We start from the raw sequence: 12,651 nt of genomic DNA on the forward strand, positions 1-12,651 counted from the left end.
CGCCGGCGCCAGAGCGACATATGATCCCGCCAAGGCGTTCGACTTCCCCGTCGGCAGCGCGCTCATCAAGACCTTCGGCTATGGCGAGGGCGCCGCGTTCAGGCCGCTCGAGACTCGCCTGCTGCTGCACCGCGCCGCGGGCTGGGTCGCGATCCCCTATGTGTGGAACGCCGACGGCACCGACGCGATGCTCAAGCGCGCCGGCACCCGCCTCGCGGTGAGCTTCACCGATCCCTCGGGCAAGCCGCGCCAGATCAGCTACGCCGTGCCCAACCAGAACCAGTGCAAGGACTGCCATGCGCTGTCGGGCCGGATCACCCCGATCGGCGTCAAGGCGCGCTATCTCAACCACAACGGCCAGCTCCAGACGCTCGCCGCCGCCGGCCTGCTCGACCGCGCGCCGGCCGATGCCCCGCGCGTCGTCCGCTGGGACGACCCCAGGGCCCCGCTCGAAGCCCGCGCCCGCGCCTATCTCGAGATCAACTGCGCGCATTGCCACAACCCCGCTGGCGCGGCGTCTAACTCGGGCCTGTTCCTCGAGCTCGACCGCAAGGAAGCCGTGACGATCGGCGTCGGCAAGCGCCCTGTCGCGGCGGGGCGCGGCAGCGGCGGGCGCGAGTTCGCGATCAAGCCCGGTGACGCCGAGGCCTCGATCCTGATCTACCGCCTGCGCAGCACCGATCCCGGCATCGCCATGCCCGAGCTCGGCCGCGCCACCGCGCATGACGAAGGCATCGCTTTGCTCTCGCAATGGATCGATTCGATGCCCGCGCGTTGAGCGGGTATGCGAGTCGTCACTTTAGCCGCCGAGGATGATTTCGAAGGCTGGCGCGACGCCGCCCGCGCCCTCGCCGCCGCGCGCGTTCCCCCGGGCGACATCGTCTGGCAAGTCGGCGCCGCCCCCGCCGACCTGTTCGGCGACGAAGCCGTGCTCGGCGGCTCGCCCACGCAGCTCCGCGTCCCGCGCCGCTTCCTCGAGCTGGCGCGCGAAGTCGTGCTGCACAGCGACCCCGAACGCTTCGCCCTGCTCTACGCGCTGCTCACTCGCATCGCCGCCGACGCGCACGTCATCGACGACAGCGCCGACCCCCTGCTCCAGCGGCTCGAACGCCTCGCCAAGGCGGTGCGCCGCGACATCCACAAGATGCGCGCTTTCCTGCGCTTCCGCGAAGTGATCGACGATGCCGGCCCCCGCTTCATCGCCTGGTTCGAGCCCGAGCATCACATCGTCCGCGCCAATGCGCGCTTCTTCGTCGACCGCTTCAACACGATGCGCTGGTCGATCCTCACGCCCGAGGTGTCGCTCCACTGGGACGGCGAGACGCTCAGCGAAGGTCCCGGCGCGAGCAAGGCCGACGCGCCGCAGGACGACCCGACCGAGGCGATCTGGAAGACCTATTACGCCTCGATCTTCAACCCGGCGCGTCTCAAGACCGGCGCGATGCTCAAGGAGATGCCGCGCAAATATTGGAGAAACATGCCCGAAACCGCGTTGGTGCCGGAGCTGATCAAGGGCGCGCGGGCGCGGGAGACGGCGATGGTCAAGACGGCGCGTGCTGCCCCGGGCAGCAACAGCCTCGCGGCATGGGAAGCGCTGCGCGACGAGGCCGCGGCATGCACCCGCTGCCACCTCTACAAGCACGCGACGCAGACGGTGTTCGGCGAAGGCCCGGTCGACGCCCCGCTGATGCTGGTCGGCGAGCAGCCCGGCGACCAGGAGGACCTCGCCGGCCGCCCGTTCGTCGGCCCCGCCGGACAGGTGCTCGACCGCGCGCTGGCCGACGCCGGGATCGACCGCGGCAAGGCCTATCTCACCAACGCCGTGAAACACTTCAAGTTCGAGCCGCGCGGCAAGCGGCGCATCCACTCCAAGCCCGATGCCGGGGAGATCAGCGCGTGCCGCTGGTGGATCGAGCAGGAATTGTTGCTCATCCGCCCGAAGGTGATCGTCGCGCTCGGCGCCACCGCGGCGCGCTCGCTGTTCGGCAAGGTCATGACGATCAGCCGCGCCCGCGGCGCGCCCCACGACCTGGCCGAGGGCGGCGAAGCCTGGGTCACCGTCCATCCCAGCTACCTGCTGCGCATCCCCGAAGCGACACGCAAGGCGGAGGAATATGACCGCTTCGTCGCCGATCTGCGCGCCGCCGCGAGGCGGGTCTAGGCATCAAGATCAAATCCTCCCCCGCTAGGGGGAGGTGTCAGCACAGCTGACGGAGGGGGCGGATGCCAGAACGAACGTGAGGGAGTCCTACCCCTCCGTCGCCTTCGGCGCCACCTCCCTAGCGGGGGAGGATTGACCCAGGCCAATCGATCACAGCTTCTTCTTGAGCGCCGCCAATGCCGCGAACGGCCCGGCCTCGTCCTCACTCAGCACCCCCGCTTCGCGCAGCGCCGCCTCCGCGCCCGGGCTGCGCGGAAAGGGGTCGAGCGCCAGCGCCAGCGTCTCCGCCGCCGCCTCGCCCAGGTCGATCGCGCCGCCGGTGTAGAAGACGATGTCGCAATCGTCCTCGCTCAGCTCGACCTCGTCACCGTCCGCGCTGCCCTCGGGCAGGAAGCGGATCGCGAATTCCTCCTCGATCTTGGCCGGCACCGGATCGCCGGTGACGCTGCACGCCTGCACCACCGCGCCCGAGAGATGCCCGCGCGCGACGATCCCGGCGGCGTCGCGCCGCACCGCATAGTCCGCCGCGAGCTTGTCGATCGCGATCAAGCCGAAGCGCCGGGCCAGCGCCTTGCGCTCGCCCTCGTCGGCCTCGATCGCGACGCGGCTCTCGCCCGCGCCGATCGTGTCGAGCCGGTGGGGACGGGCGAATTCGGGAGTCATGCCGGCAACTGCCCCGCGATCAGCGCGTCGAGCTCGACGCCGGCGAGCGCGGCATGCAGCTTGCGCAGCTCGCCCGCGCTATGCGCCAGCGCCGCCTCGCCGGGATCCTCGGCGCGATAGAGGTTGCGCAGCAGCGCCGCCTCGAAGCTCGCCGTCCCCTCGACCAGCGCCTCGCGATAGGCGCCGAGCCGCCCGCCGAGCAGCCCCATCATCTTGCCCATGCGCTTGCCGACCACGACGTCGCCGATGCCGATCTGGCGGAGCTGGCCGTCCATGTCGTCGACGAAGCATTCGATCAGCCGCGCCGCGGGCTCGCCCGCCATCGGCTCGGCCTCGAGGCGCAGCAGCACGATCGCCAGCACGCTCGCGATCGCATCGAAGCGACCGTTCACCGTATCGGGCACGCCGCCGGCCTCGTACCAATGCGCCGCGCGGCCCCGCGCCACCACGGCCTGATAGAGCGCCGCCGCGGGGTTTTCCGCCTTGCGTCCGGCCAGCCGTTGCCACAATCCCATGGTCATGCTCCATCCCCGCGCTTGTTTGCGCGGGCGTGCGCGCATATTGAGGCGAATGGCCCGCGATGCAATGCGCGGGCACCTGCCCGCCTTGGGAGAGTGAGTTTGATGATTTCCGCCCGTGTCCTTCTTGCCGCCGCTTCCGGCATCGCGCTGCTGGGAGCCGGCGCGTGCGCGCCGCTCCGCGGCTATCAGGGCTATGTCGTCGATGCCGATCTGGTGAACTCGGTCCAGCCCGGCGTCGACAATCGCGAATCGGTGCTGGCGACGCTCGGCAAGCCGACGCTGACCAGCCAGTTCAACCAGGGCGAATGGTATTATATCGGGCGCAACACCCGCAACTATGCCTACAACAATCCCAAGCCGCGCGCGCAGACCACGCTGCGCATCCGCTTCGATGCCGCGGGCAACGTCACCGAGGTGACGCGCACCGGGGTCGAGCAGGTCGCGTCGATCAACCCCTCCGACCGCAAGACCCCGACGCTCGGCCGTCACCGCGGCTTCTTCGAGGATCTGTTCGGCAATATCGGCACGGTCGGCGCGCCGGGTACCGGGCCGGGGCCGGGCGGCGCGCCCTGAACCTTGTTTGAAGCGCCCGCGGGCGCATCCGACGGTCCCGGCCGCTCCGCACCCGGCCAACCGGACGGTACTCTCGGTGGGTGGCCGGGCGGGGGCGCGGGCCGGCACCGCACAAGGGCCCATGGCTTTCATTTCGCTGACCGATTCATTCCCGCGCCGTTCAGTCGCGCAGGGATAGTTTTTCCCTCACGCTGGTTTGATCCGGCATGAGAACAAGGAGGAGCTAAGATGAAGAAGAAGCTCATATTGACCGCGCTGATCGCGGCCGTGGCGATGCCGACAATGGCTGCCGCGCCCGCCGCCGCCCAGTCGCAGCGCGAACTGCGCCGTGATCGTCAGGAAATCCGCGAGGAGCAGCGCGAGCTGCGCAACGCCCAGCGCTACGGCACCCGCCGCGACGTGCGCGAGGAACGCCGCGACGTGCGCGACGCGCGCCGCGAGTATCGCGAGGACCTCAACGATCGCAACCGCCGCTGGGGCAATGACGACTGGCGCGGCTGGCGCGACCGCAATCGCGGCATCTACTCGCGCGGCAACTGGCGCGCGCCGTTCCGCTATTACAGCTTCCGCCCGGGCGTGCGCATCGCGCCGCAATATTATGGCAGCCGCTACTACATCAACGATCCGTGGCGCTATCGCCTGCCCCCGGTGGGCCGCTGGCAGCGCTGGGTGCGTCACTATGACGATATGCTGCTGGTCGACACCCGCCGCGGCGTCGTGGTCCGGGTGATCCGCAACTTCTTCTGGTAAGCGCGGATCGCCGTAACCTCAAAAAATGGCCGCGCCGGCGGTATACGCTGCCGGCGCGGCCGAACGGTTTCGGTCCCGAAAGGGTTTAGGACCAGTTGCCGCAACGCGCGGGAATCGTTTTTGTTCGATTCACCTTCGTGTGCGGCCGGTGCCGGGCCGTTTTCCCCCGAAGCCGTGTCCCTGTGGCAACATCTGGTGGGGCACGGCGGGAAAGCGCCCGGCATCGTACCCCGCCTACGGGCTCAGCGCACCGTGAACAGCACCTGATCGACCACTCGCCCGCCCGGTTCGACCAATCGCAGGCGATGCCGCCCCGGCCCGGCCAGCACCATCGGCCGCGCGTCGGCCGTGCCGAGATCGCGCCCGTCGAGCTCGAGCCGGTGTCCGGTCACCTCGCCCGACACGCTGATCGCCATGCGCTGCCGCTCGACCGGGATGTCGGGATCGAGCGCATAGACGCTGCCCGACACCGGGCTGACCACGCGCGGGCGGCGTGACGCGGGCGGCGCGACCGCGACCAGGCTCATCCCCGTCCCCGCCAGGAAATATTCGCGCCGCGGCTGCTCGATATTGCCGGTGAAGCGGATCGCGCGCGCCTCGATCCCCTGCGGCCGCTCCGGCGCCCGGCCCGGCGCCTGTGCGTGCAGCGCCATCATCACGTCGCGCCACACCGGCGCCGCGCCGCTGGTGCCCGAGACCGCGCGCATCGGATCGCCCTCGAGGTTGCCGACCCATACGCCCACGGTGTAGCGGTCGGTGAAGCCGATGCACCAATTGTCGCGCATCGCCTTCGACGTGCCCGTCTTGACCGCCGCCCAGAAGGGCAGGCGCAGCGCCGAATCCATGCCGAAGGTGCTCGCGCGCGCATTGGGATCGGCGATCATGTCGGCGACCAGCCACGCCGCCTGCGGGGTCGTGGTGGCGCGCTCCGGCTGCGCCTCGGCGTCCTTGCGCACATGCAGCGGCGCCCAGCGTCCGCCCCGCGCGAGGCTGCGATAGGCGGCGACCTGCTCGACCAAGGTCACCTCGGCCGAGCCGAGCGCGAGGCTGTAGCCATAATATTCGCCGCTCTCGGTCAGCCCGCGATAGCCGGTGTCCCACAGCCGGTCGCGAAACGGCTCGACTCCGGTGAGCAGCAAGGTGCGCACCGCCGGCACGTTGAGCGATCCCGCCAGCGCCGCGCGCGCGCTGACCGGCCCCTTGAACGCGCGGTCGTAATTCTGCGGCACATAGAGTCCCGACGCGGTGTCGAGCTGAACCGGCGAATCGTCGAGGATCGAGGCGGGGGTCAGATAGCCCTTCTCCAGCCCCAGCGCGTAGAGGAAGGGCTTGAGCGTCGATCCCGCCTGGCGATAGCTGTTCGCCCCATCGACCGAGGGCGCGGTCGAGGCCCCGCCGATTCCGCCGACCCAGGCGAGGATCTCGCCGGTGCGATTGTCCGCCACCACCACCGCCCCGTCGCGCGCGCGCGTCCCGCCCAGCCCCTGCAGCTGCCGCCGCAGCGCGCGGATCGCCAGCCGCTGGATGCGCGCATCGATCGTCGTCGCGACGCGCAGGCCGGGCTCGGTCAGCAGCCGGTTGGCGAGATGCGGCGCCAGCCCCGGATCGAGCGCGAGGCTGCGCGCCGGGCCGAGCATCGACGCGGCGGCCCCGGCGAACCGGCCGCAATCGCTCTCCCGGGACAGCGCGCACGCCCGCCGCGCCACCTCGCCCAGCCCCGCCGACGGGTTGGGCAGCAGCGCCGCGAGCAGCAGCCCGTCGTCGCGGGTCAGCGCCTCGGGCGTCTTGCCGAACAGCCCCAGCGCCGCCGCGCCGATCCCCTGCGCCTCGCCGCGAAACCCGGCGAGGTTGAGATACGCCTCGAGGATCTCGTCCTTGCCCCACCCGCGTTCGAGCGCCGCCCCCGCGCGCATCTGGCGCAGCTTGTCGAGCCATCCGCGCGAGCCCGGCGCGGCGAGATCGGGCGCGAGATAGGCCGCGACCTGCATCGACAGCGTCGACGCCCCGCGCGCGCGCTTGCCCTCGATCCTGTCCCGGAGCGAACCGGCGACCGACCACCAGTCGATCCCGTCATGCTCGCGAAACCGCCGGTCCTCCGCCGCCACCAGCGCCTCGACCGCTTGCGGCGCGACCTTGTCGAGCGGGACCCATGCCAGCCGCCGCGCCTGGAAATCCACCCGCGCCGAGTCGAGCAGCCGCCCCTCGCGATCGTACAGCCACGCCTCGGACGGCTTCCACGCCGCGGCAGTCGCGCCATGCCCCGGCAGCCGCGGCGGCCGCGTGGCATAGTCCGCGGCAGCATAGAGCGCGCCCAGCCCCAGCACCGCCGCAATCACGATCCGCGGCCCGGTCCACCATTTGCGATGGGTGGGCGCCTCCAGGATGCTCCAGACCCGCTGAAGTTGATGCCAGAGGCTCGTGAGCGTCGGCGACGGCATTATACGAAGCCGGACCAGAGATTTGGTTCACGCGAAGGCGCGAAGGCGCGAAGCGGTAGGCCTGCCGCGTCAGCGGCCCTGATCCTTTCCCGCGCGCGGCGCAACGCAACATTGAGATCGTCGGGGCGCTTCGCGCGTAAGACCAACATCTTCGCGCCTTCGCGCCTTCGCGTGAACAATCTTCTTCTTCGACCCCACCGCGTCATACCCAATGGCCGGTCACCGCTGCGCGATCACCATCGGCTGGTTCGGCACCGCCGCGCGGATCTCGGGCGAGTACATCGCCTCGACCTTCGACGGCGGCAGCTGCATCCGGCCCGCCGCGTTGAGCCGCATGACATAGGTCACCGTGTGCGTCCCCCGCGGCAGCCACGCGAAATAGCCGCGCCACGCGTCGCGCCCGCGCTCGACATAGCTCGGCTGCGACCCCGAGGCCTCGCCGCCCTCGGCCAGCATCTCCGATTGCCCGCCGAGCGACCCGATCACCGTCGCGCCCGCCGGCACCGGATCGGCGATCACCACCCAGTTGCGGTCGGCGGTCGCCTCGACCGTCAGCGTCACGCGGATCACGTCGCCGCGAGTCAGCACACCCTTGGTCTTGGCCTGCACCACCTCGGTCTTCCTCGACAGCCGATAACCCGCGCTGAGCGGCTGAGTCAGCGGCACCGCCGCCTTGACCTGGACCATCGCCCACGGCCCGCTCCCGCCCGACTGGCTCAGCGCCAGCGGCGCCCGCTGCGCCGGCAGCGCGAACACGAAGCTGCGCTGCGGATCGGGCAGCGGCCAGCTGCGCGTCACGCTCTGCCCGCCGAGCGTCCCGGTGGTGATCCCCGCCACGTCGCTCGCCGGATAGGTGGCTCCGAACTTGCGCGCCGCGATCACGCCCCAGGCATTCGCCGTCGTGGTGTCCCAATGCCCGCGCTGCTGGCGCAGCGCCGCGCCGACCATCATCTTCGGCCCCTCGCCCGCGAAGCTCGGTCGCCCCAGCGTCGCGACCAGCGCGCGCAGCACCGATTCGTCGCCCGAGGACATCATCCACCACGCCGTGTCGGCACTATCGGAAAGGTCGATGCGCGTGCCCTCATAGACCAGCCGCGTCTTGAGCACGCCTTCCGCCGCCGCGCGCAGCTGCGCGCCATTGGCGAGCCCCGGCACCTTGCCCAGCGCCGCGATGTAGTCGGCCAGCGTCGAGGTCGGCATGTCCTGCGGCGTCATGCCGATCTGGCCGAGCATGCCGGCATTGGCCGCGCCCTGCCGAGCCAGCGCCGCGAACGCCGCGACCTTCTGGAGGCGCAGGTCGCCATAATCCTCGTGCCGCAGCCGCCCGTCGAGCACGGCCTTGAGCGCTTCGATCATGCGCGCGCGGGGCCCATCCGGAAGCGGCAGCCCCGCCTCGGCGGTGATCGAGAGGATATAGCTGGTCAGCGCCTCCGACCCGCGCAAACTGTCCGACGGGAAGTAGCGCAGCAGCCCGTCGCCATCGAGATAGACCGGCATCTCGCCCGACAGCCGGTTCCACTCGCCCATGTCGCCCAGCACGATCGCGCGCGAGGTGCGCTGCTCGAAACAGCCATAGGGATAGGCCGCCATATAGTCGCGCACCCCCTGCAACGGGGGGCTGAGCGTGTCGGTGAGCAGCACCGAGACCTGCCCGAAGCCCGCCAGCGCCCCCGCCGGCGGCTGGATCGCGACCGGCCCGCTTTCGCCCACGCGCACCAACGTCGCCGCCCAGGTCTCGACCGGCACCGCCGGCGCGATCTCCTGCGCCACGGTGATCGCATCGGCCGCCTTGCCGCTCGCGTCCTTCGCCGTGACCTTCCATTGCAGCTTGTCGAAGCCCGCCGGGGCGGTGAGGTTCCACGCGATCGGCACCGCGCCGCCCGCCGGGATCTCGACCGTCAGGTCGCGCCCGGTGGCGACGCGCGGCGAGAGCTCGACATGCGCCGTCACCTTCATCGGCTTGTCCGAGCCGTTGCGCAGCGTGAAGCCCGCCGAATAGAAGTCGCCATTGCGCACCAGCGGCGGGATGCCCGCGAAGATGCTGAGGTCCTGCGCCGTGCGGATCGCGGTCTCGCCCGTGCCGAACGTCTGCCCCTTCTCCCCCAGCGCGATCGCGACGAGCTTGAACGAGGTCAGCGCATCGGAGAGCGGCACATCGACCCGCGCCTGCCCCTGCGCGTTCAACGGCACCTTGCCCCGCCACAGCAGCACCGGCTGGAAATTCTCGCGGTTGAGCGCGGACAGGTCCCCGCCGCCCCCGCCGCCGGCCTCGACCGCCTTGCGCCCGTAATGCCGCTTGCCGACCACCTGGGTCTGCGCGGTCGAGGTGAGCACCGAGATCGGCCGCTCGCCCATCATCGCGCCGAGCACGTCCCAGCTCTCGTTGGGCGCGAGCTGGAGCAGCGCCTCGTCCACCGCGACGAACGCGACATCGGCGCTCGGCGCGACGCTCCCGTCGGGGTTCTTGACCTGCAACGCGACCTTCGCCGTATCCCGCGCGGCGTAGCGCTCCTTGTCGGCCTTGACCGCCACCGCCATGCGGTGCCCTTCCCAGCCCACCTTCACCTTGGCGATGCCGAGGCGGTAGCTCGGCTTGGCGAGGTCGACCGTCGCGGTCGGCGCCGCGCCCTCGCGCGAGAAGAAGGGCAGGTTCCAGCGCCGCGCGAGGTCCGCCCACCACAATTTCCACCCGCCGATGCGTCCGCGAACCGCCATCACGGAGACGAACACGTCGGGCGCGTACACCCCCTGCATCGGCACCTCGACCACCGGATTGTCGCCCGACAGCTCGGTGACGAAGCTCGACAGCACGCCCTCGCGCTCGACCGTCACCAGCGCGGTCGCGCTGCGGAACGGCATGCGCACCTGGAAGCGCGCGGTGTCGCTCGACTTGTACTCCTGCTGCTCGGGGATCACGTCCATGCGGTCGCCATTGTCGCCGCCGAACCACCAGTCGTCCTCGCCCGCGAGCCACACCGAGGTGACCGCCCGAGCGACATTGCCGCTGGCATCCTCGGTCGTCGCCACCGCATAGACCTCGCCCGACACGCCGGGGTCGATCGCGCATTGCGCCAGCCCCAGCTCGTCGGTCGTCGCCGAGCAGCTCGCCGAAATCTTCGTCGTCTTGGCGTTGTTCTCATAGGCGTAGAAGCCACCGATCAGCCGCCGCCGCGCGGTCAATATCTCGCGGCTGTACAGCGCGACCTGCACCCGCTGCCCCTTGATCGGCTTGCCCTGCGTGTCGAGTGCGACCAGGCGAAGGCGCAAATCGTCCTCCTTCATCAGCCAGCCATCGGTCTTGACCCCGAGCTGCACGCCCGAGGCATAGATCGGCACGCGGCGCGAGGCGGTCAGGATCTCGCCATTGGCGTCCTGGTAATCCATCTCGACGCGCATCTGGCTGCTGCCATCGAGCGTCTGCGGGATGTCGACGCTGGTCCGCGCCGTCCCGTCCGCGCCCAATGTCACCGGCAGCGTCTGCATCGGCGGGAGGGTCGTGGTGTCCTCCTCGCCCTCGCCGTTCAATGGCTTGGTCCCCTCGGCGATCGCCTTGCCGCCGAAGCTGTAGCCGTCATAGCCGTCGGGCGCGGCGATCCCATCATAATAGCCGATGCGCAATTCGACCGGCAGGTTCGACGCGCCCCCGCCCGACAGATACCCCACGAACAGGTCGAGCGGCAGGTTCCTGGGCTTGACCGCCGCCTCCTTCGGCCCCGCGACCGAGGCCTTCATCGTCGGCAGCTTGTACTCGTCGACCTTGATCGACTGGCTGGTCCAGATCGTGTCGTCGCCCTTCACGAACTGCAGGTCGTAGTCGCCCATCGGCGCGCCCTGCGGCACGTTCCACTGCGTCTCGCCGACGCCCGAGGCATCGACCGTCACCGGCAGCTCGAAGCTCGTGTCCGACCCGCGATGGCTGAGCTTCAAGGTGCCCGTGAACCCCGCCGGGTTGACGAAGCCCTGCGCCACCGGCCGGCGCAGCACATGCTTCATGTTGACCGTCTCGCCCTGGCGCACCAGCGCGCGGTCGAAGATCGTATGGACGATCTCGCCCGCCGCCTCATAGCCATAGCGCAGGTCGAAATCATACGGCCGGATGCCCTCGCCCCACGCGGTCAGCGTGAAGCTCATATCGTCACCCTTGCGCGCCGAGATCATCAGCGGGTGCGAATTGCCGTCCTCGCAGCTGCCATAGCTTTGCGGCTCGGGAATCCCCTGCTTGACCGCGAGCCGCCCCATGCCGTCGGTGGTGCCCCTGGCCAGCGCCGCGCCGGTGCAGCTGTCGGTCACCTGCACCGCCGCGCCCGACACCGGCTTGCCGCTGTCGAGCGAGGTCACCCAGGCGAGCGAGCCCTCGCGCCCCCATTTGAAGTGCACCGCCATGTTGGTGACCAGCGCCCCCGCCGCGACATAGCGCGGCGCATCGCGCCCGAGCAGCGCCTTGCCGAGCTGCGGCGAGGCGAGCTCGACGACATAGAATCCCGGCTTCTTGAGCGGGATCCCGACGACCTCGAATTCCTTGCCCTTGCCCGGCAGCCCGATCGTCAGCGGCGCGCCGAGATCGGGCGTCAGGATCGGCCGCGCGCCGGTCTGGTTGATGCGCACCGTCTCCGCGCCGCGCTTGACCTCGTCGACGTCGTAATCGTCGGCCTTGTCGATGTTGCGCAGCCATTTGGCGATCACCCCGTCCGAGGCGTCGACGCGCATATGCTGGCCCGCGACGCTCAGCCCCTTGCCCTGCAGCGAGGCTTCGACGTTGCGCACGGTGACGGGCAGGATGCCGCCCTCCTGCGCCTCGATGATCCCGAACGGCGCGGCGAACTTCACCAGTGGCGGCGCCTCGTCGAAGCGCACCTCGAGCGGGAAGCGCTCGGCATTCGCCAGCACCCGCCCGCTCTCGTCCTTGACCCCGGCCGGAAGCACCAGCTTCGCCGTGGTCGAGGCCGGCAGCGGCGCCTCGAACTTGAGGTCGCTGACCGTGTTCGCCCGCTTGTCTTCGTCCGACAGCGCCGGCGTCAGCTTCTTGCCGTCGGGCAGCTCGATCCGCACCTGCTCGGCCAGGTCCTTGGGAATCCGCGCCGAGAAGCGCACCCACGCCTCCTGCACCGGCGAGCAGCCCGCCTGCGGATTGACTCGCGAGCATTCGAAGCGCGCGGTGAACGGCTTGCGCACGGTGAAGTCGAAACGCTGCTCGGCCCCCGCGGTCTTGCCGCCCGCGCCTGCGATCGACGCGCCCCACACCAGCGACACGTCGCGTCCGGGCGGCAGCGGCCGCCCGCATTTCACCGCCACCACGCTCGCCAGCGCCTTGGCGCGAGTCGCCGCGTCCTCGGGCAGCTTCTCGGCGATCCCCGAATCGGAGAGGAAGTTGCGCACTTCCCACCGCTCCGGATTGAGATCCTGCAGCAGCTTGCCGGGCAGCCCGGCGTCGAGCACCTCGACCGGGATCTGCTCGCCCAGCCCCTCGACCGCGCAATAGGCGCCCGCCGCGATCGATTCGCGCGTCGCGGGCATGTTGGTGCCGATCAGGAAGACCTGGTCCTCC

The 12,651-nt window shown here is 70.4% G+C and carries 8 protein-coding genes; 4 read left to right on the plus strand and 4 right to left on the minus strand.

Features of this window, described 5'->3' with window-relative positions:
• The coding region (locus tag ABDV68_RS14600; RefSeq protein WP_343520808.1) for an SO2930 family diheme c-type cytochrome at positions 1–778 on the plus strand (778 nt) is incomplete at its 5' end.
• A gap of 6 nt (positions 779–784) precedes the next feature.
• Positions 785–2,161 (plus strand): UdgX family uracil-DNA binding protein, encoded by a 1,377-nt coding sequence (locus ABDV68_RS14605; RefSeq protein ID WP_343520810.1) that lies wholly within the window; start codon positions 785–787, stop codon positions 2,159–2,161.
• Between the two features lie 150 nt (positions 2,162–2,311).
• Here ABDV68_RS14605 and ABDV68_RS14610 read toward each other — a convergent pair whose 3' ends face one another.
• Positions 2,312–2,824: a DUF177 domain-containing protein gene (locus tag ABDV68_RS14610; protein WP_343520812.1), complete on the minus strand. Its 513-nt coding sequence runs from the start codon at positions 2,822–2,824 to the stop codon at positions 2,312–2,314.
• Complete coding sequence (locus tag ABDV68_RS14615) at positions 2,821–3,339, minus strand: ubiquinol-cytochrome C chaperone family protein (protein WP_343520813.1); 519 nt, start codon at positions 3,337–3,339, stop codon at positions 2,821–2,823. The genes ABDV68_RS14610 and ABDV68_RS14615 overlap by 4 nt, the downstream gene beginning before the upstream one ends.
• A 108-nt stretch (positions 3,340–3,447) precedes the next feature.
• On the opposite strand from ABDV68_RS14615, the gene bamE reads away from it, so the two are divergent.
• Together bamE and ABDV68_RS14625 are read left to right on the plus strand one after the other, a co-directional pair.
• Positions 3,448–3,918 carry an outer membrane protein assembly factor BamE gene (bamE, locus tag ABDV68_RS14620; protein WP_343520815.1) on the plus strand — a complete coding sequence of 157 codons (471 nt, stop codon included), beginning with the start codon at positions 3,448–3,450 and terminating at the stop codon, positions 3,916–3,918.
• A gap of 228 nt (positions 3,919–4,146) precedes the next feature.
• Entirely contained in the window at positions 4,147–4,668 is a 522-nt protein-coding gene (locus ABDV68_RS14625) for an RcnB family protein (protein WP_343520817.1), read from the plus strand.
• 242 nt (positions 4,669–4,910) lie between these two features.
• Here the strand turns inward: ABDV68_RS14625 and pbpC are convergent, their stop codons facing one another.
• Positions 4,911–7,106, minus strand: coding sequence for a penicillin-binding protein 1C (gene pbpC, locus ABDV68_RS14630; RefSeq protein WP_343520818.1), 2,196 nt, complete (start codon positions 7,104–7,106; stop codon positions 4,911–4,913).
• A 219-nt stretch (positions 7,107–7,325) separates the two neighbouring features.
• Positions 7,326–12,620: an MG2 domain-containing protein gene (locus ABDV68_RS14635; protein WP_343520820.1), complete on the minus strand. Its 5,295-nt coding sequence runs from the start codon at positions 12,618–12,620 to the stop codon at positions 7,326–7,328.
• Between the last annotated feature and the right edge of the window lie 31 nt (positions 12,621–12,651).

Origin of the sequence: Sphingomonas sp. (assembly GCF_039595165.1) — a bacterium.
Lineage (GTDB): Bacteria > Pseudomonadota > Alphaproteobacteria > Sphingomonadales > Sphingomonadaceae > Sphingomonas.

Coding starts and splice junctions, on each gene's coding strand:
- ABDV68_RS14605 (WP_343520810.1), top strand. CDS start 785: ATGCGAGTCGTCACTTTAGCCGCCGAGGATGATTTCGAAGGCTGGCGC.
- ABDV68_RS14610 (WP_343520812.1), bottom strand. CDS start 2,824: ATGACTCCCGAATTCGCCCGTCCCCACCGGCTCGACACGATCGGCGCG.
- bamE (WP_343520815.1), top strand. CDS start 3,448: ATGATTTCCGCCCGTGTCCTTCTTGCCGCCGCTTCCGGCATCGCGCTG.
- ABDV68_RS14615 (WP_343520813.1), bottom strand. CDS start 3,339: ATGGGATTGTGGCAACGGCTGGCCGGACGCAAGGCGGAAAACCCCGCG.
- ABDV68_RS14625 (WP_343520817.1), top strand. CDS start 4,147: ATGAAGAAGAAGCTCATATTGACCGCGCTGATCGCGGCCGTGGCGATG.
- ABDV68_RS14635 (WP_343520820.1), bottom strand. CDS start 12,620: ATGCCCGCGACGCGCGAATCGATCGCGGCGGGCGCCTATTGCGCGGTC.
- pbpC (WP_343520818.1), bottom strand. CDS start 7,106: ATGCCGTCGCCGACGCTCACGAGCCTCTGGCATCAACTTCAGCGGGTC.